We start from the raw sequence: 24,296 nt of genomic DNA, 5'->3' as shown, positions 1-24,296 counted from the left end.
TACGGGCCGGCGGCAAGGTGCCCGCCGGCCCCGCCGCGACGGGTGTCCACCGTGCACCACGGCGGACACCCGTCGACAGCTCCCGTCAGGAGATCGAGGCGGGGAACCGGTCCCAGACCCGGTGGGCGGCCAGCAGGGCCTGCGCGCCGGCGAGCACACCGGTCGGCGAGTCACCGGTCACCACGCCCGCCGCGCCGGCCACCCCGGCCAGCTCCAGCACCCGCACGCCCGCGCCCCAGGCGCCGATCACCTTGGCGTGCCGCCAGCACTCCTGCACCAGCAGCAGCACCCGGGGGTCGACGACAGTGGCGTCCGCCGCACCCGCCTTGGCGTCCCGGGCCGGTAGCGCGTCCGGTGCCGGAGCGGGGGCCCCGGCCAGCAGCAGCGCGTCCAGCTCGACCGAGCGGCCGGTGGCGAAGGTCCGCTGCACCGTCAGGTCGCCCACCGTGCCGCCGTGCGCGGCGATCACCAGCGGCACCATGCCCGCGGCGAACACCTCCCGGCGTACCTGCTCGACGTCGTCGGTACCGGCGTCGGCGTCGACCACGATGCCGACCGTCCGGCCGTCGGCCGGCCAGGTGCGGCCGAGCTGGGACAGCGTCGGGCTGGGCGCGACGTCGGCCAGCGGCACGGTCGGCTCCGGCGTCGGCAGGCCCAGACCGGTGGCCACCTGCGCACAGAGCACCGGGTCGATGTTGGCCAGGCACTGCAGCTGCCGTTCCCGGATCGCCTGGTGGTAGCACTTGCCCAACTCGAAGGTGTACGCCCGGACGATGTGCTCCCGCTCCACCGGCGACATGCTCAACCAGAACAGCCGGGCCTGGCTGAAGTGGTCGTCGAAGGAGGCCGGGTTGGCCCGGACCTTCGGGGCCTCGGCCACGGTCACCGGCACGTCGACGAACGCGTGCTCGGCGTCCCCGGCCGGGAACGGGTTGCCCCCGTCGAGCGAGTTCGGCCGGTACGGGGCGACCCCGGCGTGCACGGCGTGCTGGTGGAACCCGTCGCGGAGCATGTCGTTGACCGGCGCGTGCGGCCGGTTGATCGGGATCTGCGCGAAGTTCGGCCCGCCCAGCCGGGTGAGCTGCGTGTCGACGTACGAGAAGAGCCGGCCCTGCAACAGCGGGTCGTTGGTGACGTCGATGCCCGGCACCAGGTGCCCGAGGTGGAAGGCGACCTGCTCGGTCTCGGCGAAGAAGTTCGTCGGCGTCCGGTTGAGCACCAGCTTCCCGACCGGCTGCACCGGCGCCAGCTCCTCCGGAACGATCTTGGTGGGGTCGAGCAGGTCGATGCCGGCGAAGGTCTCCTCCGGGGTGTCCGGGAAGACCTGCAGGCCGAGTTCCCACTCCGGGTACGCGCCGGCCTCGATGGCGTCGTAGAGGTCGCGCCGGTGGAAGTCGGGGTCCATGCCGCTGAGCAGCTGAGCCTCCTCCCACTCCAGCGAGTGCACGCCCAGCTTCGGCTTCCAGTGGAACTTGGCCAGCACCGTCGCCCCGGCGGAGTTGACCAGCCGGAAGGTGTGCACCCCGAAGCCCTCCATGGTCCGGTACGAGCGCGGAATGCCCCGGTCGGACATGTTCCACATCGTGTGGTGCTGCGCCTCGGTGTGCAGCGAGACGAAGTCCCAGAAGGTGTCGTGGGCGCTCTGCGCCTGCGGGATCTCCCGGTCCGGGTGCGGCTTGCCGGCGTGGATGATGTCCGGGAACTTGATCGCGTCCTGGATGAAGAAGACCGGCATGTTGTTGCCGACCAGGTCGAAGGTGCCCTCGTCGGTATAGAACTTGGTGGCGAAGCCCCGGGTGTCGCGCACGGTGTCGGCCGATCCCCGGGACCCCAGGACGGTGGAGAACCGGACGAACACCGGCGTCTCCTTCCCCTTGCGCAGGAAGCCGGCCCGGGTCACCTCCTGCGCGCCGTACCCGGTGAAGACGCCGTGCGCGCCGGCGCCCCGGGCGTGCACCACCCGCTCGGGGATGCGTTCGTGGTCGAAGTGGGTGATCTTCTCGCGGAGGTGGTGGTCCTGGAGCAGCGTCGGGCCGCGCGGGCCGGCCTTCAGGGAGTGGTCGGTGTCGCGCAGCCGGGCCCCGTGCGCGGTGGTGAGGAACGCGCCCTGCTGGCCGTTGGCGACGGTCGGCGCGCCGGTGGCCGCGCCGGTCGGGGTACGCGTCTCCGGTGCGCCCTGCTCCTTCTTCGGTGGCAGCGGATCGTGCGGGGTGGTGGGTTCGTCGACGGTCGGCGGGGCGCTGCCCGGCGCTCCGGGGACCTCGGGGGTCATCAGCTGGGACACCTTCTCGGCGGCGGCGTCCACCACGTCCTTGACGACCTCGGTCGGTTTGCGGGATTCCATCTGGGCGGCACCTCTTCAGGGAGCGGGGAACGGGTGTTCCTCCCCTACCCGGGCATCCCGCCGCAAAACACGCCGGTCGGTCGTGGTGGCTCAGCGCAGTGCACGAAGGGTGACGGCGGTCACCGCGCCGTACGCCAGGTGCGGCACCAGGTCGGTCAGCCAGTCGGTGGCCGACCAGGTACGGGGGTCGGTCACCCGCAGCACGGTCAGCGGACCGTTGGAACCGATCATGGCCAGGCCGGTCAGCGCCAGGACGGACACGGCGGTGGGCAGCCGACGACCACCCGCCGCCGCGTAGCCGGCCGCTGCGGCCACCGAGGTGGCGTAGCCGAGCAGCGGCCCGAGCCCGGACCGGCGGTTCGCGGCCGTGCGCTGGTCACCGAGGTCGACGTGGGCCAGATCGGCCAGCCGGCCGGCGCTGTCCTCGGCGGCGCTGCTGGCCGGCCGGGCCCGCAGCGCCATGTCCAGGTAGGTGACGGCGTTGAGGGCGGACGCGCCGGCCGCACCGGCGATCAGGGCTCTGCTGGTGGGCGTCATCCTCCCCGGCTACCCGCCTACGGGACGCTGACACCCGCCGGGCGGTGACCGTCAGGAGACCGCCGTGGTCACCAGGTCCCGGACCCGCTTCTCCACCTCCGGGGTCCACGACCGCAGGGCGTACGACACCGGCCACAGGTCACCGTCGTCGAGGTGGGCCGACTCCTGGAACCCGAGGGTGCAGTACCGGTAGTTGAACTTGCCGGCGTCCTGGAAGAACACGACGATCTTGCCGTCCTCGTTCGCGTACGCGGGCATGCCGTACCAGGTCTTCGGCGACAGCTGCGGGGCCACCGTGGTGACCGTCAGGTGCACCCGCTCGGCGAGCGTCCGGTCCGCCGGGGCCATCTGGGCGATCCGGTCCAGCACCGCCTGCATGCCGTCGGCCTTCTTGGCGCCCTTGCGCCCCTCGGCCCGCAACTCGGCCGCACGTTCCCGCATCGCGGCCCGCTCCTCGGCGGTGAACCCGCCGCCGGCCTCCCCGCTGGTGTCGCCGTCGGTCGCGGTGGTCGCTTTCTTCGTGGACACGCGGGCTCCCTCGCTGGTCGGACGGGGCGCGGCACGCTGCCGGCCACCTGGGGTAAAGGCTATGACCCGGTCGGACCGACGGCTTCTCGATTCCTGACCGGCCGGGCCGACCCGCCCGGCGGCCGGGTCGCCCACCGGGCCGGGACCGCCCCGAGCGGCCCCGCCGGGCGGCGCTGCGGCGAGGCCCGCCACGCCGTGCGCCGGACCCCGGCGGGGCCGCCGGTCACAGGTCCTCGATCCGGTGCGTGGTGGAGCCGGTGGGACTGTGCACGACCACCGTGATGCTGCCGATCTCACCGCCCTCGGGCCCCGGCCACCACGCGGCCCACCATCCGCCCCCGGTGCTGGTCCGGATGGTCCTGCCGTCGGCGAGGACCAGGTCGACGCCGGTGACCGACGGGCCGACCAGACCCACGGCGTTGGAGTACTGGTCCCGGCCGGAGCCGACCGAACTGCGCGTCTCAAGGTTGACGGTGCCGGCGGCGGGAGGCGGCAGGGGGCCGTCCGCCAACGTCATCGCGGTCGGCTGGCCGTCGTCGACGCTCATGCACTCGATCACGCCCGCGCCACGCTGCTGGATGAGCAGGGTGGCCACCCCCCGGCGCTCGGCCAGGAGCACGTCGGCGGGGCCGACCGGTGCCGTCGGTTCGCTGCCCACCCCGCTCGCGGCGCACCGGCGGGCCTGCGGCATGACCTGCTCGCCGGTGAGCGCGCCGGGCACCGGGGTCCAGGCGGCGAAGGCCCGGTCCATCGGCCCCGGTAGCAGCGCGGGCACGGTGACCGCGCCCACCACCGCGACCGCCCCGGCGGCGACCAGGCCGACCACCCAACGCCTGGTCACCGGGCGGCGTGCCGGCCCGGGACGGACGGCTGCCCGGCCTGCGACGATCCCGTCGACGACCGCGGTGGCCCGTTCCCAGTCGGCCGGGGTCGGCTGCACCCCGCGTGCCGGGTCCAATGCGGCAAGGCGTTCCAGATCCGTCATGACTGCTGCTCCTTGAAGACGGTGAGGGCGTGCGGACGGGGGGCGGCCGGTTCCAGCGCGGCCCGCAGGCGTTCCCGGGCCCGGCCCAACCGCATGGCGAACGTCGACCGGCGGCAGCCCAGCACGGTGGCCGCCTGCTCGGCGGTCAACCCGTCGAACGCCACCAGCGCCAGCACCTCCCGGTCGGCGGGTCGCAGGCTGCGCCAGGCCCGGTCGAGGTCGATCCGGGCGGCGGCGTCGACCATGTCGTCGGCGTACGCCGGCCCGTCCGCCGCCACCAGCCGGACGTCCAGGGCCTGTCGGCGCAACCAGCTCCGGGTGTGGTTCGCCATCGTGTTGCGGGCCACCGCGAACAGCCACGGACGGGCGTCGGTGGGAAGGTCGTCGAAGCGTCGCCAGGCGGTGAGGAAGACCGTCGAGACGACGTCCTCCGCCTCGCTGGGTGGGACCCGCCGCTGGACGAACCGCAGCAGGTCCGGGTACGTCGCGGCGTGCAGGGAGCGGAACCGTTGCTCCCGTACGCCGTCATCAGCACTGCTCATGTGCACCTCTCGGTCGGCCGTTCCACCCCCTACCTGTCCGGCGGCGTCCCCACTGTCACACCCGGTTCGGCACCGAACCAGCCGTGGACAGCCTGCCGTCGATGCGTCTAAGGTCACGGCATCCTCCGCCCGTGCACCCCGACGAGGAGCGCCATGGGTTTCCCGGTATCCCTCGACGAGCTGCTCGGCGACGAGGTCCGACGCGATCCGTACCCGTACTACGCCCGGCTGCACGAGCTGGGGGAGGCGGTCGCCCTCGCCCCGACGGCACCGCACGCCGTGGTGGTCCACGGGTACGCCGCGGCCCAGCGGGTGCTGCGTGATCCGGTCTTCCGGGTGCTCGACGCGCGCTACCTGGACCACGCGGGCGTCCGCTGGCGCGACCACGCGGTGCTGCGGACCCTACAGGCCAGCATGTTCAACGCCCCGGCCGAGGACCACGCCCGGGTGCGTCACCTGTTCGGCCAGGCGCTGACCGCCCGCCGGGTCGCCGCCCTGGAACCGGCGATCGCGCGGATCACCGACGACCTGCTCGACGGGCTCGCCGAGGCGGGCGCGGACGGCCGCCCGGTGGACTTCATGGCGGCGTTCGCCCTGCCGCTGCCCAGCGCCGTCGTCGGCGAGCTGCTCGGGGTGCCGCCCGCCGACCGGGCCTGGTTCCCGTCCCGGGTGCGTGCGTTCGACGCGGTGCTGGAGATCGGGCCGCGCTCGTTCCGGGAGATCCGGGCCGCCAACCGCGCCGCCGAGGAGCTGGCCGGGTACTTCACCACGCTGCTCGCCGCCCGCCGGGCCGAACCCCGCGACGACCTCGTCTCGGCGTTGGCCCGGCTGCGCGCCGAACGCCCCGACCAGCTCTCCGAGGCGGAGCTGCTGGCGAACCTGATCGTCACGTACAACGCGGGGTTCCGGACCACCGCCAACCTGTTCGGCAGCGGGCTGACCCTGCTGCTGGCGCGGCCCGCCGCGCTGGCCGCGCTGCGCGCCGACCCGTCCCTCGCCCCGGCGTACGTCGAGGAGATCCTGCGCTACGAGCCGCCTGTGCACTTTGCGGTGCGCTACGCCGCCGAGGACACCGAGGTCGCCGGGGTGGCCGTCCCGCGTGGGCGGACGGCGCTGGTGCTGACCGGTGCGGCCAACCGGGATCCGCGCCGGTTCCCCGATCCGGACACGTTCGATCCGTCCCGGGCGGACAACCGGCACTTGGCGTTCAGCGCCGGGCCGCACTACTGCGTCGGGGCGGCGCTGGGCCGCACGGAGGGGCGGCTCGCGCTGCCCCGGCTGCTCGACAGGTTCCCGGCGCTGGCGCTCGCCGCGACCCCCGACGCGCCACGGCAACTCATGCTGCGGGGGTACGACCAGCTCGCGGTGCGGGTCGTCGCGCCGGCGACCGATCGGCCGGCCGGCACCGCCCGGGTGGACCTTGCGCAACCGGCTTGATTGAGTAAGGTCGATCAAAACGGAGCGGCTGCTCCGGTGACCAGCGCGGCGACGGTCCCACCGACGTCGCACCTGGTCCCGGCTGCGTCCCCGGCCACTGCCACGCCTCCCGCGTCCCACCGGCGGCCGGGTCCGCCGACGCCGACCTCCGGAAAGGAAACCCCGACCATGACCGACGAGATCCGCGCGTTCCTCTTCGCCGCGTTGACCGAGATGAAGTACGACATCGAGGGCGCCGACGACGACACGGTGTTCGGTCCGGCCGGTCTCGACGTCGACTCGCTCGGCCTCGCCGAACTGGCCGTCCGGGTGGAGGACCGGTTCGGGGTGACCTTCGACGACGACGAGGCCGAGGCACTGGCGATGATGACCGTCGGCGAGTTCTGCCGCACGGTGGCCGCCCGCGTCGAGCCCGCCTCGGCACACTGACCGTGCCCGCCGCGCCGCCCCGGAGGCGGTCCGTGAAGCGTTCGGTGCAGCAGCACGAGAGGGGACGCGCATGCGTGCCGGCGTGACGGTGACCGGGATCGGGCTGGTCAGCCCGGTCGGCAGCACCGCCGCCGAGGTGTTCGACGCGGTCTGCGCGGGCCGGTCCGGCCTGACCCGGCCGCCCGAGGGGCACCCGGTGCACGGCGTCGTCGACGTCGCCGCGTTCAGCCCGGACATCGACCCGGCCAGCGTGCTGCCCGGCCCCGAGTCCCGGGTGGCCGACCGCGCGGTGGTGATGGCGCTGCGGGCGGCCGGTGACGCACTTGCCGACGCCGGGGTCGAGGTGGGCCGCGACGTCGACCCGTACCGGGTGGCCGTGATCGTCTCCGGCGTCGGTGGCCTGTCGACCCTGGCGAGCCAGGTCCTCGCGCGGGCCGAGCGGGGCCGGTTCGGGGTCAGCCCGTACATGCTGCCCGGCACCCTGCCCAACATGGGCGCGGCGCGGATCGCCATCAGGCACGGCATCCGGGGCTACACCTCGTCGATCGGCACCGCCTGCGCGTCCGGGGCCCAGTCGATCGGGGAGGCGCTGCGTATCCTGCGCGCCGACGAGGCCGACCTGGTGCTCTGCGGGTCCAGCGAGGCACCGCTCTTCCCGACCTTCGCCGACGCGTTCGGCAACGCCCGCGCGCTCGCCCACGGCTGGTCGGACCCGACGGAGGCGAGCCGCCCGTTCGACAGGCGGCGCAACGGCCTCGTCCTCGGCGAGGGGGCCGGGGTGTTCGTCCTGGAACGCACCGCGCACGCGGTGGCGCGCGGCGCCCGGCGGTACGCCGACCCGCTCGGGTGGGGCGCGAACAACGACGCCTACCACCCGACCACCCCCCGCCCCGACGGGTCCGGTGCGGCGCACTGCATGCGCACGGCGCTGCGCGACGCCGGCCTGGGACCCGACGACGTCGGCTACCTCAACGCCCACGGCACCAGCACCAGGGCCGGTGACGCGGCCGAGGTGGCCGCCCTGCGGGACGTTTTCGGCGCGGCCGGTCCGCCGGTCAGCTCCACCAAGGGGGTCACCGGGCACGTGCTCGGCGTCTCCGGGGTGATCGAGGCGGCGATCGGGGTCGAGGCACTGCGTCGCGGCCTGCTCCCGCCGACCCACAACCTCGACGACCCCGACCCGGGTGACGATCTCGACCACATCCGCAAGCAGCCGCGGGAGGCCGCCGTGACCACGGTGATGTCCAACTCGTTCGGCTTCGGCGGCCACAACGTCAGCCTGCTGTTCGGCCCGCCCGGGGCGTGACCCGCCGCCTCCGGGGACGATTCCGACTGCCGCGTCGGGGCGGTGTCAGCGGACGGTGAGCACCGACGCCCCGTCGTACCGGGCGACGGTGACGGCGAAGTGCTGGTCCAGCATGTCGGTCACGTAGTCGAGGTCGGCCACGAGCGGCACCGGCAGCATCGCCCGCTGGTCGACCGGGGCGTCGGTGCAGACCAGCTCGATCCGGTCGGCCTTGAGCAGCCCCCGGGTCAGGAACGCCGGCAGGTCCTCGGGCAGCAGGAAGCGCCACAGGTCGACGTTGACGATCACGTCGAGCGCGCCGGCCTTGAACTGCTGGAGCACCGTGCCGAGCAGGTGCGCGTTGGTCGGCCCGGCCGGCGCGTCGTGGTCGAAGGTCTGCGAGTCGGGGCCCAGTTCCAGGGTGGACACCCCGTTGCCGATCACCAACGCGGTGCGGCCGGCCAGTTCCGTGCGCAGCGTGTCGGGCAGCGCCTCCGGCCGTCCCAACCCCGCCCGCCGGTACGCCTCGATGGCCTGGCCGTAGAGCCGGATGCGGCCCAGGTGCCGGCCGAACGTGTTGATCGCGTACAGCACCTCGACGTCGTAGCGCAGGTGCTTGCGCAGCAGGTACTTCATGTTGTCCATCGAGGCGAGCCCGTTGGACGTCTTGCGGAAGTGCGGCAGGTGGTACGACGTCGCCTCGACGTCCAGCTCGAACACGTCGGGCCGGCCCCCGTGCAGGTGGAAGATCCGGTAGAAGAACTCCAGGTCCTCGAACCCCCACTTGACCATCGCCTCGTCGAAGCCGGCCACCCGCAGGAACGACTCCCGGTCGACCGAGGCGTTGTGGGTCAGGCCCAGCACCCAGGGCGCGCTGGGGAAGTCGCGGATGCGCTGCGGGTGGGCGATGTCCTCCAGCCGGGGGTCGCCCCGCTCGGCGTCCAGCAGCTCCGGGTCGACGGGTTCGCCCCGGCGCACCGCGTCCGCGCCGGCCCAGTCGAGGTCGTAGCGCTGACCGAGCAGGACCCCGGGCCGGCCGCCGCGGGCGGCGTGGTGGTCGCGGTGCCGGGCGAGCAGGGTGGGATGGGCGACCGTGTCGGCGTCCAGGAACAGCAGGACGTCGGCCTGGGCGCGGGCCGCCGCCGCGTTGCGGTTGGCGCTGCGGCCCCGGTTGGTCTCGCTGCGCACGCAGGCGATCCGCAGCCGGTCGGCGTAGCGTTCGACGACCGGGGTCAGCGGGACGGCCGAACCGTCGTCGCCGACGATGACCTCGAACTCCTGCGTCGGGAGGGTCTGCCGGGTCAGTGACGCGACGGTCGTGTCGAGCGCGACGGCGTTGTTGTGGGCGGGGATCACCACGCTCAGGCGGGGCCGGTCCATGGAACTCCTTCGGAAGATACCGGCCGGGCCCCCGTCGCGGGGCGTCAGCGGGGGGTGCAGTGCTGGGTGATGTAGTCGGCCAGGTCGCCGACCGTGGTCATCCGGTCCTCGTCGAGATCCTCGACGTCGATCTGGATCTCCAGCTCGTCCTCGATCTCGAGCAGCAGCTCCAGCGCGAGGGAGGAGCTGAGGCCCAGCTCGTCCATCAGCTGCGTGCCGACGGTGACCGGTGCCTCCGGCCGGAGCATCCGGGTCAGCAGCGCGACCATCGTGTCGACGACCTGCCCACGCAGCTGTGGCGCGGTGGTCGTGTCGGGCTCTGTCACTGGACCACACGCTCCAACATGGAGCCCATCAGAGCAAACGTGATCGGCAGGTGTCAACGGCTGTCGCGATCTTCAGCCGACCGGTCGCGGGACCGCTCCGGACGGTCCGTCGAGGCCGTGGAACGACGCCGTGTCGTAGGGCCCGTCGCCGGTCAGGGCCACCGCGACCCGGTAGCCGGCCGGGGTCGCGACGTCGGTGACCCGGTGTACGCCAGGAGGGTCGCCGCACGCCACCACGTCGCCCCGGTGCACCGGCAGCGTCAGGTGCGGCCAGAGCCGTTCCCCGGCCGCCTTGACCACCGCCTCCTTGCGGGCCCACAGCCGGGCGAACCGGTCGGCCCGGTCGGCGACGTCCGGCCCCGAGGCGACGTGCCGGGCCTCCCCGGCGGCGAAGAACCGGGCGGCCAGCGCCACCGGGTCCCGGTCCGGCGCAACGTGCTGGATGTCGACCCCCACCGGACGGTCACCGCCCACCGCCACCGCGACCAGCCCGGCGGAGTACGACAGGCTGGTCTGCGGCCCGCCCCGGGGCTCGGTCAACGTCGGCTTGCCGTACCGGCCCCGCCGCCAGGCGAGCCGTCCGGGTGCGACGCCCAGGGCCGCGCCCACCAGCAGCCGCAGCGCCCCGTGCGCCACGGTGAACCGGTCCCGGGCGGTGGCCGGGCCGAGCGCCGCCGCCCGGCGGCGTTCGTCGGCGGTGAGCACCGCGTCGTAGCGGGCCAGCTCGTCCGGGCCGACCCGGGCCGGCAGGATCCAGATCCGGACGGTGTCCCGCATGGGCCGTACCCTAACGCCGGCGTCACCGGCCGGCCGGCGACCCGACCGGCGACGTTGACACGTGCCGATCAACGTTGCTCTGATTGACCGATGTTCGCGCAGACCGCCGAGGCGCAGGTGCTCGTCCCGTTCGCCGGCCCGGGGGCCGGGACCGCGCCGCTGACCTGGGGTCAACTGGCGATCATGCAGGACATGCGGGAGACCGGGTGGACGCACAACGTCAGCGGCGCGCACCCGGTGCCGGCCGGGGTCACCGTGGAGCAGGTCGCGGCTCAGCTCGGTGACCTGATGAGCCGGCACCCGGCGCTGCGGATGCGGCTGGGCACCGACGAGCACGGCGAGCCCTGTCAGGTGGTCGCCGCCGACGGGGAGATCGCCCTGGACGTGCTGGACGTCCCCGACGACGCCGACCCGGCCGACGTGGCGAAGTTCGCCTACGAGTTGGGCCACGCCCGGCTGCTGGCCCCCTACGACCTCTACCGGGACTGGTCGGTGCGGATGGCGGTGATCCGGCACCGGGGCGCGCTGGTGCACCGGGTGCTGACCCTCGACCACCTGGTCGTCGACGGCACGGCGACCGCCCTGGTGATGGCCGACCTCGGACTGGTCGACCTGACGGCCCGGCGCGCGCCCGACCCGCGTACGGTGCAACTGCTCGACCTCGGCCGGCGCGAGCGCACCCCGCAGCTGCGCCGGGTGAGCGACCGGGCGGTCCGCCACTGGGAGGCGCACCTGCGCGACCTGCCGCCCTCGACCTTCGGCGGGGTCACCAACCCGGCCGGCCGGCACGGCCGGCGGTTCTGGCACGGCCGGTTCAGCTCACCGGCGGCCTACCTGGCGGTGCAGGCCATCGCCCGCCGCACCCGGACGGACACCTCCCGGGTGCTGCTCGCGGTGATCGCCGTGGCGGTGGGCCGGGCTACCGGGGTCAGCCCGCTGACCGCCAAACTCATCGTCGGCAACCGGTTCCGGCCGGGGTTCGCCGAGGCGATCGCCCCGCTGAGCCAGAACGGGGTGCTCACCGTGGACGCCACCGACACCACCGTGGACGAGGTGGTGACCCGGGCCCGCCGCGCCTCCGTCGCCGCCGGCATGTACGCCTACTACGACCCGACGCAGCTCGCCGAGGCCGCCGCCCGGCTCGACGACGAGCGCGGCTACCCGGCCCGGGTGACCCTGCGGATCAACGACCGGCGGGTGGTGACCCGGCAGGCGGCGGACCACGCGGCCCGCGCCGTCGAGGTGACCCCGGAGCAGATCCGCCGCCGGGCGGGCGAGACGTTCCTGGTCTGGGACGGCACCCTCGACCACCTGCCCGAGCAGGCGTTCATCACGGTGGAGGACCAGCCGGACACGATCTTCCTCCAGGTGATCTTCGACCTGGGCTGTTTCACCGAGGCCCAGGCCGAGGCGCTGCTGCGCGGGGTGGAGGAGGTGGCCGTCGAGGCCGCGTTCGACCCGGCGGCACCGACCCGGGTCACCGGCTGACCGGCCGGTCACCGCCCGCCGGGCGACCCGGTGACCGCCGTGGCGACGGTCACCGCTCGACCCGGTCCCAGGTCACCGGCAGCGCCTCCAGGCTGCGTACCACCAGGCCGGGCTTGAACCGCAGCTTCTCCTCGGGTACGGCCAGCCGCAGGCCGGGCAGCCGGCGCAGCAGCGCACCGAGGGCCTCCTGCAACTCCATCCGGGCCAGCGCCGCGCCGAGGCAGTGGTGCGGGCCCGCCCCGAACGCCAGGTGCGGATTGTCGGTCCGGGTCAGGTCGAGGGTGTCCGCCCCGGCGAACACCGAACCGTCCCGGTTGGCCGAGGCGATCGCCGGCAGCACCGGGGTACCCGCCGGCAGGCACACCCCGCCCAGTTCCACCTCCTCGGTGGTGACCCGGGGCAGCAGCACCCCGTTGTCGCCGAGCTGGATGAACCGGGACAGCTCCTCCACCGCGCGGGCCACCGCGACCGGGTCGTCACCGCGCAGCCCGGCAAGCTGTTCGGGGTGCCGGGCCAGCACGAGCAGGAACAGGTTGAGCTGGTTGGTGGTGGTCTCGTGGCCGCCGACGAAGATGCCGGCGGTCACCGAGACGAGTTCCCGTTCGGTGAGGTCGTCGTGCTCGTCCCAGGCCTTGATCAGGGCGCTCATCAGGTCGTCGCCCGGCTCGCGGCGCCGTTCGACGATCATCTCGCCGAACGCGTCGAGGGCGGCCTGCGGGGCCGCCGGGTCGGCGTCCCAGTCGCCGACGAGCGCGTCGGACCACTCGCGTACCCGGTCCTGGTCCTGCTCCGCGATGCCGAACAGCTTGCTGATCACGTAGATCGGCAGCGGCGCGGACAGGTGGGGGATCAGGTCCGCCGGCGGGCCCGCCGCCACCAGGTCGTCGATCATCCGGTCGACGAGCGCGGCCACCGTCGGGCGCAGCGCCTCCACCCGGCGGACGGTGAACGCGTGCGACACCGCCCGGCGCATCGTGGTGTGCCGGGGCGGGTCCATCCCGATCAGCGAGTCCTCGGCCAGCGAACCCAGCTCCCGGGTCGGCCGGTCCGGCCCGGCCGCCGCGGCCCGGCTGAACCGCTGGTCGGTGAAGACCCGGCGGACGTCCGCGTGCCGGGTGGCCAGGTAGGCCTTCCCGCCGTCGGGCAACGCGATCGGCGCCACCGGGCAGGTCTCCCGCAGCCGGGTGTAGTCAGGTGACGGGTGGTAGATCGTCGGAGCCGGAGCGAGCGGGTACGGGATGGGCTCTTGCGTCATCTGCGACTCCTCGGGTGGTCGAACGGTGGGTCAGCTCCGGTGACGTGCGGCGAGGTCCACCAACGCCGGCAGCACCTCGGCGGGGGCGGGCATCGCGTGGACCCGGTCGCGCATCAGCGCGGCGGCAGCCCGCCAGGGGCCGTCGGCGATCAGCTCGCCGACCAGCCCACGCAGCGTGTCGTCGTCGGCCCGGTCGCCGGCGAGCCAGGTGCCGGCCCCGGTGACGGCCAGCCGCTCGGCGTTGAAGTGCTGGTCGCTGACCTGTGGCAGGACGAGTTGCGGCACCCCGAGGCCGAGCGCCGTCATCGTGGTCCCGGCACCGCCCTGCTGCACCAGCGCGGCGCAGGTCGGCAGCACCAGCCGCAGGGCCAGCGGGCTGTCGACCAGCCGGACGTTGCCCGGCAGCGGGCGCAGCGCCGCCTGCTGGGCCGGCTCGACCAGCACGACGACCTCCACGTTCAGCCCGGCCACCGCCCGCACCACCCGGGGGAGGTCCAGCCGGTCGTCCAGCCCGGCCCCGGCCATCATGGTGCCGGCCGTGACGCACACCCGGGGTCGGTCCGCCGGGCCGTGCAGCCAGGTCGGCAGCACGGCCGGGCCGTTGTACGGCACGTACCGGACCGGTCGGGTCGGGCCGGTCGCCGGCACCTGCATCGGCGGCGGCACCGGGTCGAGGGTCAGCGCACCGGCGAGGTCCACGTCGGTGGCGGCCAGCCCGAACCGGCCGGCCAGCGGGCCGAGCACCGGCTCCGGGTCGAGCCGGAGGGTCACCGAGGAGTCCGGTCCCCACAGGTGCCGTACCCCGGGCACGTCCAGCGCGGCGGCGGCCACTGCGGCGGCCAGGTTGAACGGCTCCCAGACCAGCAGGTCCGGCTGCCAGGAACGGCCGAACCCGACCAGCTCGTCGAGGAGAGCGTCGGCGAACCGGACCACGCCGCCGTCGGCGGTGATCGCCGGCTCGACCGTGTCGTCCGGCTCGTCCTCGGCCCGGTCCAGGGCGCCCACCGCGCCGATCCGGCCCGCGAACGCGGTGGCGAAGTCGACGTCCGCGCCCAGCGGCACCGCCGCCAACCCGGCCGAGGTGATCGCCGGCACCAGCGCCGGATGGCTGGCCACCCGCACCTCGTGGCCGGCCGCCTGCAGGGCCCAGCCGAGCGGCACCAGGCCGTAGAAATGCGACCGCCAGCCCCACGTCGTCAGCAGAATCCGCAAAGCCGCAGTCAAGTCCGACCCATCCGCGCGCACCACCCGGCAGTCCTGGTGCACCGATGCTAGGCGATGGGTGTCCGCACCCGGAAGATCGTCGCGGCGACCAATGGATATTGACGGCGGCCGTCCGGATGACCGAGTCTTACCGGTGCCCGATGTGGACCGCCGACCGACAGGTGGGTAGCTCGCCATGACCGTCGTCTCGGAGCTGCGGGACTACCCCTTCGCGCCGTTCACCGGCGACCTGCCCGCCGAACTGCTCGACATGGTCACCGAGCCGGTCGGCCGGGTACGGCTGCCCGACGGCCGGCCCGCCTGGCTGGTGCTCGGCTACCAGGACTGCTGCACGGTGCTGGCCGACCCCCGGTTCTCCCGGCTGCCGCTCGGCGCGACAGGTACGCCCGATGGCGCGGGCCCCCGGGAGTTGAACATGGACGGTCCGGCGCACGCGGTCGTGCGGCGGGTGGCCAGCCGGGCGTTCACCGCCCGCCGGATCGACACCTTCCGCCCCCGGGTACGCCGGCTGGTCGACGCGCTGATCGACGACCTGTTGGCCGGTCCCCGCCCCGCCGACCTGGTCGCCGCGCTGGTGGCGCCGCTGCCGGTGCACGTGGTCTGCGACGTGCTGGGGGTGCCGGTGGCCGACCGGCCCCGGTTCTACGGCTGGATCGAGGGCCTCAACTCGGTCACCGCGTACGGGTCCGCCGACGCCGCCACCGCGCAGGCGGAGCTGCGGGCATACCTGGCCGGGCAGTTGGCGGGCAAGCGGGCGGACCCCGGCGACGACCTGCTCTCGGCCTGGGTGCTGGGCCGCGACGCGCACGAACTCGACGACGCGGAACTGGTCGAGCTGGCGATGGGCGTGCTGCTCGGCGGGCTGGAGATCAACTCCACGAGCGCCGGGTTGCGGGCGCTGTTCCAGCACCCCGAGCAGTTGGCGAAGCTGCGGGCCGACCCGGGCAAGCTCTCCTCGGCCACCGACGAGATCCTCCGCTACACCTCGGTGAGCAGCATGTTCCGGGTCCAGGTGGTCCGCGAGGACCTCACCCTGGGCGGGGCGGCGATGCGCGCCGGGGACTGCGTGATGGCGATCCCGTGGGTCGGCAACCGCGACCCGCGCGTCTTCCCCGACCCCGACGTGTTCGACATCGACCGGGTGCCGACCGCCCCGCACCTCACCTTCGGCTTCGGGCCGCACTTCTGCCTGGGCACCGCGCTGGGCCGGATGCAGGTGGAGCTGTCCATCGGTGAGCTGCTGCGGCGGCTGCCGGGGCTGGCCCCCGCCGTGCCGCTCGACGAGATCCCCTGGCGGCACGACCGGATGAACGGCGGCATCGCGTCGTTCCCGGTCACCTGGTGAGGAGGCCCCGGTCACCGGCCGGTAGCAGCCGCCCGCGTCAGTAGCTCTCCACCGCGTTGACCCGGTCCGGCCAGTAACGCTGGCCGGGTGCGGCGACGTAGTGCTCCCACCGGGGCGCGTCGCCGGTCGGGTGGTCGCCGAGCACGGTGATCCGCTGCCCGCGCCGCACGCCGGTGTAATCGTTGATCGCGTAGTGCTGGGTGACCCGGTTGTCCCAGATCGCGACGTCACCCACCCGCCAGCGGTACCGGCAGGTGAACTGGGGGCCCTCGGAGAACGCGAACAGGTACTCCAGCAGCGCGTCGCTCTCGTTGCGGCTCAACTGCGGGATGTGCGAGGTGAACAGCCGGTTGACGTACAGCGAGCGGCGGCCGGTCTCGGGGTGCACCCGGACCACCGGGTGTTCGGCCCGGCTGGTGAACTCGGTGCCGATCCGGATGACGTGGATGGCGGTCAACCCGTCGAGCAGGTCCCGCATGGGGGCGGAGAGCGCCTCGTACACCTTGCACTGGTTGGTCCACATGGTGTCGCCGCCGGTCTCGGGCAGCTGCACCAGGTGCAGGATGGAGGCGATCGGCGGGCTCTGGTGGAAGGTCATGTCGGTGTGCCAGACGTCCACCTTGCCGCCGTCCTCGGAGTCGATCAGGACGATCTCCGGGTGCCCCGCCAACCGGGGCAGGTACGGGTGCAGCTCGACCTCGCCGAAGCGCCGGCCGAAGGCGATGTGCGCCTGCGGCGTCAGCGCGGTCTGCCCGGCCACGAAGACCACCTGGTGGGCGAGCAGCAGCCGGTGCAGGTGGGCGAAGCCCTCGTCGGTCAGGGTGTTCAGGTCGATGCCGTGGACCTCGGCGCCCAGGGCGCCCGCGACGAGCCGTACCTGCGGCACGAGGGACGTGGTCATCGGTGCTTCCTCCGGTCTGGGCGCCCGGGCCCGTCGGCGCATTGTTCCACGCCGGTGAATGGGATCTCCACCGTTGATATTGACGCCGTCGCGCCGTCCCTGGGAGCATTCGGGCCGGCGGAGGCCACGGCCATCGTGGACGCGCGGCGCGACGGGGGGCTGTCCCGGTGACGATCGAGACCTCGACCGATGACGATCCGGCGGCCCGGCTCGGCCGGCTGACCGACCTGGCCACCCCGTTCGCCGTACGCACGGCGGTCACCCTGCGGGTGCCGGAGCGGATCGCGGCCGGCGTGACCGGTCTGGACAAGCTGGCCGCCGCCTGCGACGCCGACCCGGAAGCGCTCGGCCGGCTGCTGCGCTACCTGGTCCACCGGGGTGTGTTCGTGGAGACCGCGCCTGACGTGTTCGCGCTGACCGACGTCGGCGAGCTGCTCTGTGAACGCGACGGCGGCGGCCACGGCGGCTACCTCGACCTCGACGGTCTCGGGGCCCGGATGGACCTCGCCTATACCGGGCTGCCGCACGCGGTACGCACCGGCGGACCGGGCTACCAGGCGGTGCACGGGCGGGACTTCTGGGCCGACCTCGACGCGCACCCGGCCTACCGGGCCTACTTCGACGCGCTGATGCTCAGCCAGCAGCGGTTCACCGCGCCGCAGGTGGCGGCGCTCTACCCGTGGCGGCGGGTGGGCCACGTGACCGACGTCGCCGGGGGTGCCGGCGGGTTGCTGCGGGAGCTGCTGACGACCCACCCGCACCTGCGGGGCACCCTGGTCGACCGCGACGAGCCGGTGGCCACGGCGACCGCGACGTTCGCCGCGCACGGGCTGACCGACCGGGTCGACGCCGTGGTCGGGGACTTCTTCGCCGAGCTGCCGGCCGGGGCCGACGTGTATGTGGTGTCCCGGGCGTTGACCGACTGGAGCGACAGGCACGCGACGGCGATCCTGCGCCGGTGCGCCGAGGCGGCCGGGCGCACCGGTCGGGTGCTGGTGGTGGAGGTGCTGCCGACCGACCCGTACGTGCCGCACCGCTCGCCGTACGACCTACAGATGCTGGTGCTGGTGGGTGGCCGGGAGCGGGGGGTGCCCGAACACGTGGCACTCGCGGCGGCGGCGGGGTTGAAGCCGGTCGGGACCTACCGCGGGACCGGGGGACTGACCCTGTTGGAGTTCGCTGTGGACGCCTGATCGGCCCGACCGACGATCCGACGTTCGTACCTGTTTTCGCGGTGCCGTGTGACGCACGGTGAGCAGTTCAGCGGATTTCTCTGGCATCGACCGATTTGCCGGTGAATAGGTTTGTGATATTCGTGTTTCTCCATAGCTGGAGCACTTTTCCGAAGGTTGTTCATGGACGGACCGGCAGGTAACGTCTCGCGTGCCGGCTGGGCCGAGCCTTTGCGAAAGGGTCGACACGCTATGACGGTTACTGGTTTCACGCGCTATCCGCCCTTTATCGACGACCTTGCCCGCAGCGAATCGGGACGACTGCTGCACGCGGAACTCGAACGCCGGTGGCCGGAGTCGACCGACCAGTTGGTCGGCATCGCCCGCTACGCGCTGCTGCCGGCGGGCAAGCTGCTCCGTCCGATGATGACGCTGCACGCGGCGGAGGCGGTGGGCGGTTCACCTGCCGACGTCCTGCCGGCCGCGCTGGGGATGGAGTACCTGCACGTCGCGACGCTCGTGCACGACGACATCATCGACGCCGACACGCTGCGCCGGGGTCGGCCCGCGGTGCCCGTCGCCTTCGGCATCCCCAACGCCATCGTGGTGGGTGACCACCTCATCTTCACGGCTTTTCAGTCCATTGTAGAATCCGGGGTGACCGTGCCGGCCGGGCACGTCGCCGCCGCCGTGGCGGCCCTGGCCGAGGCCGGTCGGGACCTGTGCCGGGGGCAGCTGCTCGAAACGCAGCTCGTCGGCGACCTCGACGAGGGCGCCCGCTGCTACCCCGAGATGATCCGGCTCAAGACCGGCGCGCTGTTCCGCGCCGTGTGTCACGTCGGCGCGCTGCTCGGCGGCGCCGAACCGCAGGTCGCCGCCGCACTGGCCCGCTACGGCGAACACCTCGGCATCGCCTTCCAGATCCGCGACGACCTGCTGTCCTACGTGGCCACCCCGGAACAGACGGGAAAGCCGGCCACCAGCGACCTCAACAACGGCCGACCCACCCTGCCGCTGCTGCTCGCCTACGACGCCGCCACCGACGCCGCCCGGGTGGAACTGATGGCGGTGCTGCACCGGCGCGGGGCCGGCCCGGGGGACGTCGAGTGGGTCGCCGACCTGCTCGCCGAGGTCGACGCGGTGCGCAGCGCCCGCCGGCAGATGGCGGAGCACGCCGAGCGGGCACTGGCCGAGCTGGCCGGGCTCACCCCGTCCCCCAGCGCCACCGTGCTCGCCGGTATCGCCCACTGGATGACGAGCGAGACGGCGTGAGCGCGACCGGTTCGGTACGGGCGTTGCGGGCACACGTCGAGACCTGGCGGCCGTACACCCTGTGGTACGTCGGGCTGGTCGGCCTCGCCGGCGCGGCCCTGGCCGACGGGCCGCACCACCCGTGGCTGCTGCTGTCGGCCTGGGCCGCCCCGACCGCCGGCTGGCTCGGCGGCCACTACCTCGGCGACTACTTCGACCGGGAACTCGACGCCGGCAGCAAGCCGCACCGGCCGATCCCGTCCGGCCGGCTGGCCGCCCGTACGGCGCTGTGGTGCGGCTGCGCCTGCTTCGCCGTCCTCGCGCTGCTGGCGGTGCTCGGCGGCTGGGGCACCACCTCGGCGGCGGTGCTCGGCGCGTTCGGCATCGTCGCCTACAGCCGCTGGTGCAAGGCGCGCGGCATCGCCGGCAACCTGGTCCGGGGCGCGCTCGGCGCGATCGCGCTGCTCTACGGCACGCTGACCGTCGGGCTGTCCCCGCAGCAGCCGTCGGCGCTGCCGGTGCTGCTCGCCTCGATTGTCGCGTTCTGGTCGCACGACACGATGTCCAACCTGGTCGGCGCGCTGCGCGACATCGACGGTGACCGGGCCGGCGGCTACCGCACCCTGCCGGTACGCCGGGGCACCCCGTTCGCGGTCCGTACCGTGCTGGCCCTCTACGCCGGCACCGTCGTCGCCGCGCTGGCCGCCGGGCTGCTGGCCGGGCCGGCCCGGCGGGCCGGCTACCTGGCGACGCTCGCCGTCGTCGTGGCGCTGGGGGTCGCCGCCCTGGCCCCGCTCGTCGCGCACCGCGCCGACATGCCCGTGCTGGTGGCGTTGCGGGCGCACGCCGTCCTGGTGGTCGAGCGGGTGGTGCTGGCCTCGGCCCTGGTCGGGCTGGGGCTCGGGATCGGCGTGCAACTGCTGCTGGCGGTGCCGATGGTCGCCCTGACCTGGTGGGCGCAGCGGACGATGCGCGCCGGGCACGAACTCGGCACCGGACGACCCGCGCTGGCGCTGGCCACCCCCCGTCGAGCCGCCATGGAGGACGTGTCATGACCGCTGTGCCCACCGAGGCCCTCGACCGGGCCATCACCCGCGGCGCGGAGGCGCTGCTGCGCCGGCAGCGCCCCGACGGGGTGTTCGGCGACGACCCGCCGGCCTCGGTGCTGGGCACCGCGGGCACCGTCGCCGCCCTGCACGCCGCCGACCCGGTGGGCAGCGCCGACCTGGTCGACGCCGGCACCTCATGGCTGCGCCGGCAGCAGCACGACGACGGCGGCTGGGGCGGCGTGGTGGGGGCCGACAGCGAGGTCGTCGCCACCGCCGTCGCGGTCGCCGCGCTGGCCCTGACCGCACCGGACGCCAGCGCCGAGGCGATCACCGCCGGCCGCGCCCGGCTGGCCGCGATGGGCGGCGTCGACACGGTCACCGACCCGGCCATCTCACTGCTCTGCCGGCAACTGCTCACCATGGCCGGGATGACCGCCGAGGCGGGCCCGCTGCGCCGGCTGCCGCTGGAGATCGTCCTGTTCGACCGGGTCCGCCGCCAGCGCCTGTCGTTCCGTACCGCGCCGTTCATCGGGTTGGCCCTGATGCAGGCCGATCTGCTGCCCACCGGCCGGCTGCGTCGGGCCACCCTGCGGCGGGCCCGACCGGCGGCGCTGCGGCTGCTGCGCGCGATCTACGACCACGAGGGCCGCACCGGCGCGTTGAGCGAGGACCCGTGGCCGGCCGCCCTGGTGCTGCTCGGCCTGGCCCGCTCCGGCGAAGCCCCGGACATCGCCACCGCCGTGGTGGGCTGGCTGCGCCGCGCGGTACGCCCCGACGGCGCCTGGGACGCGGTGACCAACCTCGACCTGACCCGCTCCGGGTACGCGGTGACCGGGCTGATCGCCGCCGGGTACGCCGCCGACCCCCGGCTGCGCCCCACCCGCGAGTTCTTCCACGCCACCCGCAAGCCGACCGCGTTCACGGTGCTGGACGTGCCGCCGGGCGGGTGGAGCTACTCCAACGTGGGCGGCTGGCCGGTGACCCTGGAGTCCGCCGAGATCCTGTCGGCGCTCGCCGGCTACCCCGACGCCGGCACCGACCCGGTGCTGCGCGGCGGCCTGGACTGGCTGGTCGGCCGGCAGGACAGCCGGGGCTCGTGGAGCCTGTGGGTGCGCGACACCAAGCTCGCCAACGACGGCCCCTGCCCCGCCATCACCAGCCAGGCCGTGCACGCCCTGCACGACGCGGGGCACCCCGACGACCACCCGGCGATCGCCGCCGGGGCGGCCTGGCTGCTGACCGCCGTGCGCCCCGACGGCAGCTACGAGAACCTGTGGTACCGCGACCACACCTCCGGCACGGCGGTGGTGGTGGCCGCGCTGTGCCGGGTCGGGCACGCCCGGCACGACGTGGTCCGGCGGGCGGTGCGCTGGCTGCGCGACACCCAACTGCCCGACGGGTCGTGGGGGCCGGGCGACGGCACCGCCGGGTCGGTCGAGGAGACCGGCTGGGCGGTTCAGGGGTTGCTGGCCACCGGCGACCCCGGGCACGCCGACGCTGTCGACCGGGGAGTCTCCTGGCTGCTCGCCGCCGCCGGGCCCGACGGCGGCTGGCCGGCCACCCGGGTCTGCAACTACATCCGCCACCACCTGCGCTACCCCAACGCGGTGATCACCCAGGCGGTCGCGCTGCGGGCACTCGGTGAGTACCGGCGTACCGTCGCCGGGCGGGCGGACGTCGCACCCGGCGCGGTCGCCCGATGAACGCCGACGCCGACGTCGTCGTGGTCGGTGCCGGGGCCGGCGGCCTGGCCGCCGCCCGCGCGCTCGGCGCGCGCGGCCTGCGGGTGCTGGTGCTCGACCGGCAACGCACCCCCGCGTCGATCGCCAAGGGCGAGATCCTGCAACCCGAGACGGTACGCATCCTGGACGGCTGGGGCATGCTCGACGCCCTGCGGGCCACCGGCGCGTGCCCGGTCGACCAACTGGCCATCCGCGACCCGCAGGGCGGCCCGTTGCTCGCCCTCGACTACGGCACCCTGCCCGGCCGGTACCGGCAGATCCTCTGCGCCGACTACGGCGACCTGCGTGCCGTGCTCGCCGACGGGCTGCCCGCCAGCGTCGAGATCCGGTGGGGGCAGCGGGTCACCGGCCCGCTGCGCGCCGCCGACGGCCGGGTCACCGGGGTCCGGGTCGCCGGCGGCGACGGCGAGCAGGAGATCCGGGCGGCGCTGGTGGTCGCCGCCGACGGGATGTCCTCACCGCTGCGCAAGGCCGTCGGCATCGACGTCGAGCGGCGGGAGTACCCGCACGGCCTGGTCGCCTTCGACGTGCCCGGGGTCCAGGTGGCCGACGAGGTGTCGGCCTACCGCACCGGGCGCGGGCTGTGCCTGGTCTACCCGCTGCCCGGCGGGCGGTGCCGGGTCTACGTCCAGGTGACCCCGGACGAGTTCCGCGGCCGCAGCGCCGCCGACCTGGCCGACTGGTGCGACCGGCTGCTCGCCGAGGTGCCCGCGATCCGGCCGCTGGGGACGGCGCTGCGGGCCCACCTGGACCGGCGGCAACTCCTCGCGGTCTACCGGCTGCGGGCGGCCCGGCTGACCGTGCCGGGGCTCGCCCTCCTCGGCGAGGCCGCCCACGCGGTGCACCCGATGGCGGCGCAGGGTGTCAACAGCTCACTCACCGACGCCGAGACCCTGGCGGCCACCCTCACCGCCGACGGGGGCCGCCCCGACGACGCCGGGGTGGACCGGGCACTGCGGGACTACGACGCCGCGCGCCGGCCCCACCTCGACCACGTCGCCACGGTCAGCCACAGCGCGGCCCGCATGCTCACCAGCGTCTCCGGGCTGCCCCGGCTGCTCGGGGGGCGGATGATGCGGCGCACCGCGGCCAACCCCCGGCTGCTCGCGCTCACCGCCGGCAACCTGTCCGGCACGACCGTCAGGCCGCTGTCCCCGGTCGACCGGATGTACCAGCTCGGGCTGCTCGTCGACCGGCACGCCCACCAACCCGTCCCGCCGGCCCCGCAACGAAGTGAGCGACGATGACCACTGCGACCACCGTCGGCACCCAGCCGCCGGCCGACCTGTCGATGAACGAGACGCCGTACCCGCCGCTGCCGAGCATCAGGCGGATCGTCGAGGACGGTGCCGCCGCCCTCCAGCGGTACCCGGACCGCACCGCCGCCGCGCTGCGGGGGGCGCTTGCCGCGCGGCTGGGCGTGGGACCGGAGTCGATCCTCGTCGGGCCCGGTTCGGCCGGGCTGTGCCAGCACCTCGTCCAGGCGCTCGGGCCGCGCCCGGAGGTGGTGCACCCGGCGCTGTCCTTCGAGGGCTACCCGCTGATCATCGGCAACGTCGGGGCCCGGGGCGTACCGGTGCCGATGGACGGCTACCGCCACGACCTGCCGGCGATGGCCGCCGCCGTGACCGACCAGACCCGGTGCGTGCTGCTGTGCAACCCGAACAACCCGACCGGGGCGGTGCTGCACCGCGACGAGATCGAGGCGTTCCTGGCCCGGATCCCGGCCGACGTACCGGTGATCATCGACGAGGCGTACCGGGAGTTCGTCACCGACCCGCAGGTGCCCGACGGGATGGACCTGTTCCGCGCCCACGACAACGTCTGCGTCCTGCGGACCTTCTCCAAGGCGTACGGGCTGGCCGCGCTGCGGGTCGGCTACGCGGTGGTGCCACCCCGGGTGACGCCGCTGGCCGGCATGGTGGGCGCGGTGTTCTTCCCGAACAGCCTGGCCCAGGCGGCGGCGGTGGCGAGCCTCGACGAGGCGGTCACCCCCGAACTGACCCGACGCTGCGCCGACCTGGCGGCGTCCCGGGCCCGGCTGATCGACGGGCTGCGCGCGATCGGCCTCACCGTGGCCCCCAGCGAGGCGAACTTCGTCTGGCTGCCGTTGGGGGAGCGGGCGGTGCCGTTCGCCGAGCAGGCCCGCGACGCCGGCATCCTGGTGATGGCCCTGCCCGGTGCGGGGGTCCGGATCACCGTCGGCACCGACGAGGCGAACGCCCGGCTGTGCGCCTTTGTCCAGAGCACCTGGCCCACGTGACCGCGAGGTCGGAGCGTGGGCTTCGGGAAGACGCTT

The 24,296-nt window shown here is 74.2% G+C and carries 22 protein-coding genes; 11 read left to right on the top strand and 11 right to left on the bottom strand.

What is annotated here, in order from left to right; translation table 11 throughout:
* Positions 1 to 85 precede the first annotated feature (85 nt).
* The 5 genes from ACN267_RS15295 to ACN267_RS15275 form a co-directional block, all read right to left on the bottom strand.
* A complete protein-coding gene (locus tag ACN267_RS15295; RefSeq protein ID WP_421488971.1) occupies positions 86 to 2,344 on the bottom strand; it encodes a catalase in 2,259 nt (752 codons plus the stop codon).
* Between the two features lie 90 nt (positions 2,345 to 2,434).
* Positions 2,435 to 2,881, bottom strand: coding sequence for a hypothetical protein (locus tag ACN267_RS15290; protein WP_204957193.1), 447 nt, complete (start codon positions 2,879 to 2,881; stop codon positions 2,435 to 2,437).
* Between the two features lie 51 nt (positions 2,882 to 2,932).
* The gene (locus ACN267_RS15285; protein ID WP_281899341.1) at positions 2,933 to 3,409 is read right to left on the bottom strand and encodes an iron chaperone; all 477 of its coding nucleotides are present in this window, start codon (positions 3,407 to 3,409) and stop codon (positions 2,933 to 2,935) included.
* 223 nt (positions 3,410 to 3,632) lie between these two features.
* The gene (locus ACN267_RS15280) at positions 3,633 to 4,394 is read right to left on the bottom strand and encodes a hypothetical protein (protein ID WP_421488970.1); all 762 of its coding nucleotides are present in this window, start codon (positions 4,392 to 4,394) and stop codon (positions 3,633 to 3,635) included.
* The gene (locus ACN267_RS15275) at positions 4,391 to 4,936 is read right to left on the bottom strand and encodes an RNA polymerase sigma factor (protein ID WP_421488969.1); all 546 of its coding nucleotides are present in this window, start codon (positions 4,934 to 4,936) and stop codon (positions 4,391 to 4,393) included. Before ACN267_RS15275 ends, ACN267_RS15280 begins: the two co-directional genes overlap by 4 nt.
* 153 nt (positions 4,937 to 5,089) lie before the next feature.
* Here ACN267_RS15275 and ACN267_RS15270 point away from each other — a divergent pair, with 153 nt between their 5' ends.
* The 3 genes from ACN267_RS15270 (at position 5,090) to ACN267_RS15260 (ending at position 8,108) form a co-directional block, all read left to right on the top strand.
* Positions 5,090 to 6,373 (top strand): cytochrome P450, encoded by a 1,284-nt coding sequence (locus tag ACN267_RS15270; protein WP_204957196.1) that lies wholly within the window; start codon positions 5,090 to 5,092, stop codon positions 6,371 to 6,373.
* Positions 6,374 to 6,541: 168 nt separating this feature from the next.
* Positions 6,542 to 6,802 carry an acyl carrier protein gene (locus ACN267_RS15265; protein ID WP_204928196.1) on the top strand — a complete coding sequence of 87 codons (261 nt, stop codon included), beginning with the start codon at positions 6,542 to 6,544 and terminating at the stop codon, positions 6,800 to 6,802.
* 70 nt (positions 6,803 to 6,872) lie between these two features.
* Positions 6,873 to 8,108: a beta-ketoacyl-[acyl-carrier-protein] synthase family protein gene (locus ACN267_RS15260; RefSeq protein WP_421488968.1), complete on the top strand. Its 1,236-nt coding sequence runs from the start codon at positions 6,873 to 6,875 to the stop codon at positions 8,106 to 8,108.
* 45 nt (positions 8,109 to 8,153) lie between these two features.
* Here the strand turns inward: ACN267_RS15260 and ACN267_RS15255 are convergent, their stop codons facing one another.
* The 3 genes from ACN267_RS15255 to ACN267_RS15245 form a co-directional block, all read right to left on the bottom strand.
* Entirely contained in the window at positions 8,154 to 9,467 is a 1,314-nt protein-coding gene (locus ACN267_RS15255; RefSeq protein ID WP_281899332.1) for a glycosyltransferase family 2 protein, read from the bottom strand.
* A gap of 44 nt (positions 9,468 to 9,511) precedes the next feature.
* On the bottom strand, positions 9,512 to 9,793 hold the full coding sequence (locus ACN267_RS15250) for a phosphopantetheine-binding protein (protein ID WP_281899330.1): 282 nt from the start codon (positions 9,791 to 9,793) through the stop codon (positions 9,512 to 9,514).
* A gap of 72 nt (positions 9,794 to 9,865) precedes the next feature.
* Positions 9,866 to 10,570, bottom strand: coding sequence for a 4'-phosphopantetheinyl transferase family protein (locus ACN267_RS15245; protein ID WP_421488967.1), 705 nt, complete (start codon positions 10,568 to 10,570; stop codon positions 9,866 to 9,868).
* 90 nt (positions 10,571 to 10,660) lie between these two features.
* On the opposite strand from ACN267_RS15245, the gene ACN267_RS15240 reads away from it, so the two are divergent.
* On the top strand, positions 10,661 to 12,058 hold the full coding sequence (locus ACN267_RS15240; RefSeq protein WP_421488966.1) for a condensation domain-containing protein: 1,398 nt from the start codon (positions 10,661 to 10,663) through the stop codon (positions 12,056 to 12,058).
* Between the two features lie 49 nt (positions 12,059 to 12,107).
* On the opposite strand, the gene ACN267_RS15235 is transcribed toward ACN267_RS15240, so the two are convergent.
* Together ACN267_RS15235 and ACN267_RS15230 are read right to left on the bottom strand one after the other, a co-directional pair.
* Positions 12,108 to 13,313 carry a cytochrome P450 gene (locus tag ACN267_RS15235; RefSeq protein ID WP_421488965.1) on the bottom strand — a complete coding sequence of 402 codons (1,206 nt, stop codon included), beginning with the start codon at positions 13,311 to 13,313 and terminating at the stop codon, positions 12,108 to 12,110.
* Between the two features lie 30 nt (positions 13,314 to 13,343).
* Positions 13,344 to 14,525: a nucleotide disphospho-sugar-binding domain-containing protein gene (locus ACN267_RS15230; RefSeq protein WP_421488964.1), complete on the bottom strand. Its 1,182-nt coding sequence runs from the start codon at positions 14,523 to 14,525 to the stop codon at positions 13,344 to 13,346.
* A gap of 187 nt (positions 14,526 to 14,712) precedes the next feature.
* Here ACN267_RS15230 and ACN267_RS15225 point away from each other — a divergent pair, with 187 nt between their 5' ends.
* Positions 14,713 to 15,882 (top strand): cytochrome P450, encoded by a 1,170-nt coding sequence (locus ACN267_RS15225; RefSeq protein WP_239484660.1) that lies wholly within the window; start codon positions 14,713 to 14,715, stop codon positions 15,880 to 15,882.
* A gap of 37 nt (positions 15,883 to 15,919) precedes the next feature.
* On the opposite strand, the gene ACN267_RS15220 is transcribed toward ACN267_RS15225, so the two are convergent.
* Entirely contained in the window at positions 15,920 to 16,783 is an 864-nt protein-coding gene (locus ACN267_RS15220; RefSeq protein ID WP_204957203.1) for a TauD/TfdA dioxygenase family protein, read from the bottom strand.
* Between the two features lie 167 nt (positions 16,784 to 16,950).
* On the opposite strand from ACN267_RS15220, the gene ACN267_RS15215 reads away from it, so the two are divergent.
* From ACN267_RS15215 to ACN267_RS15190, 6 genes are all read left to right on the top strand, one after another.
* Positions 16,951 to 17,976, top strand: a complete 1,026-nt coding sequence (locus ACN267_RS15215; RefSeq protein WP_421488963.1) for a methyltransferase — start codon at positions 16,951 to 16,953, stop codon at positions 17,974 to 17,976.
* 231 nt (positions 17,977 to 18,207) lie between these two features.
* On the top strand, positions 18,208 to 19,227 hold the full coding sequence (locus ACN267_RS15210; RefSeq protein WP_421488962.1) for a polyprenyl synthetase family protein: 1,020 nt from the start codon (positions 18,208 to 18,210) through the stop codon (positions 19,225 to 19,227).
* Positions 19,224 to 20,261 carry a UbiA family prenyltransferase gene (locus tag ACN267_RS15205; protein WP_421488961.1) on the top strand — a complete coding sequence of 346 codons (1,038 nt, stop codon included), beginning with the start codon at positions 19,224 to 19,226 and terminating at the stop codon, positions 20,259 to 20,261. The genes ACN267_RS15210 and ACN267_RS15205 overlap by 4 nt, the downstream gene beginning before the upstream one ends.
* Positions 20,258 to 21,958, top strand: coding sequence for a prenyltransferase/squalene oxidase repeat-containing protein (locus tag ACN267_RS15200; RefSeq protein WP_421488960.1), 1,701 nt, complete (start codon positions 20,258 to 20,260; stop codon positions 21,956 to 21,958). The genes ACN267_RS15205 and ACN267_RS15200 overlap by 4 nt, the downstream gene beginning before the upstream one ends.
* Entirely contained in the window at positions 21,955 to 23,244 is a 1,290-nt protein-coding gene (locus tag ACN267_RS15195; RefSeq protein ID WP_421488959.1) for an FAD-dependent oxidoreductase, read from the top strand. Before ACN267_RS15200 ends, ACN267_RS15195 begins: the two co-directional genes overlap by 4 nt.
* Entirely contained in the window at positions 23,241 to 24,260 is a 1,020-nt protein-coding gene (locus tag ACN267_RS15190; RefSeq protein WP_239484661.1) for an aminotransferase class I/II-fold pyridoxal phosphate-dependent enzyme, read from the top strand. Before ACN267_RS15195 ends, ACN267_RS15190 begins: the two co-directional genes overlap by 4 nt.
* Positions 24,261 to 24,296 lie beyond the last annotated feature (36 nt).

This window comes from Micromonospora sp. WMMD734 (genome assembly GCF_049178975.1).
Classification (GTDB): domain Bacteria; phylum Actinomycetota; class Actinomycetes; order Mycobacteriales; family Micromonosporaceae; genus Micromonospora; species Micromonospora wenchangensis.
Note: the sequence above shows the minus strand (reverse complement) of the source record. Positions and strands in the feature narration are given on the sequence as shown.

Bases quoted from the DNA above. Each gene is read 5' to 3' on its own strand.
- ACN267_RS15210 (WP_421488962.1), top strand. From the start codon at position 18,208: ATGACGGTTACTGGTTTCACGCGCTATCCGCCCTTTATCGACGACCTT.
- ACN267_RS15290 (WP_204957193.1), bottom strand. From the start codon at position 2,881: ATGACGCCCACCAGCAGAGCCCTGATCGCCGGTGCGGCCGGCGCGTCC.
- ACN267_RS15200 (WP_421488960.1), top strand. From the start codon at position 20,258: ATGACCGCTGTGCCCACCGAGGCCCTCGACCGGGCCATCACCCGCGGC.
- ACN267_RS15195 (WP_421488959.1), top strand. From the start codon at position 21,955: ATGAACGCCGACGCCGACGTCGTCGTGGTCGGTGCCGGGGCCGGCGGC.
- ACN267_RS15235 (WP_421488965.1), bottom strand. From the start codon at position 13,313: ATGACGCAAGAGCCCATCCCGTACCCGCTCGCTCCGGCTCCGACGATC.
- ACN267_RS15240 (WP_421488966.1), top strand. From the start codon at position 10,661: ATGTTCGCGCAGACCGCCGAGGCGCAGGTGCTCGTCCCGTTCGCCGGC.
- ACN267_RS15270 (WP_204957196.1), top strand. From the start codon at position 5,090: ATGGGTTTCCCGGTATCCCTCGACGAGCTGCTCGGCGACGAGGTCCGA.
- ACN267_RS15225 (WP_239484660.1), top strand. From the start codon at position 14,713: ATGACCGTCGTCTCGGAGCTGCGGGACTACCCCTTCGCGCCGTTCACC.
- ACN267_RS15280 (WP_421488970.1), bottom strand. From the start codon at position 4,394: ATGACGGATCTGGAACGCCTTGCCGCATTGGACCCGGCACGCGGGGTG.
- ACN267_RS15265 (WP_204928196.1), top strand. From the start codon at position 6,542: ATGACCGACGAGATCCGCGCGTTCCTCTTCGCCGCGTTGACCGAGATG.
- ACN267_RS15220 (WP_204957203.1), bottom strand. From the start codon at position 16,783: ATGACCACGTCCCTCGTGCCGCAGGTACGGCTCGTCGCGGGCGCCCTG.
- ACN267_RS15255 (WP_281899332.1), bottom strand. From the start codon at position 9,467: ATGGACCGGCCCCGCCTGAGCGTGGTGATCCCCGCCCACAACAACGCC.
- ACN267_RS15275 (WP_421488969.1), bottom strand. From the start codon at position 4,936: ATGAGCAGTGCTGATGACGGCGTACGGGAGCAACGGTTCCGCTCCCTG.
- ACN267_RS15260 (WP_421488968.1), top strand. From the start codon at position 6,873: ATGCGTGCCGGCGTGACGGTGACCGGGATCGGGCTGGTCAGCCCGGTC.
- ACN267_RS15190 (WP_239484661.1), top strand. From the start codon at position 23,241: ATGACCACTGCGACCACCGTCGGCACCCAGCCGCCGGCCGACCTGTCG.
- ACN267_RS15245 (WP_421488967.1), bottom strand. From the start codon at position 10,570: ATGCGGGACACCGTCCGGATCTGGATCCTGCCGGCCCGGGTCGGCCCG.
- ACN267_RS15295 (WP_421488971.1), bottom strand. From the start codon at position 2,344: ATGGAATCCCGCAAACCGACCGAGGTCGTCAAGGACGTGGTGGACGCC.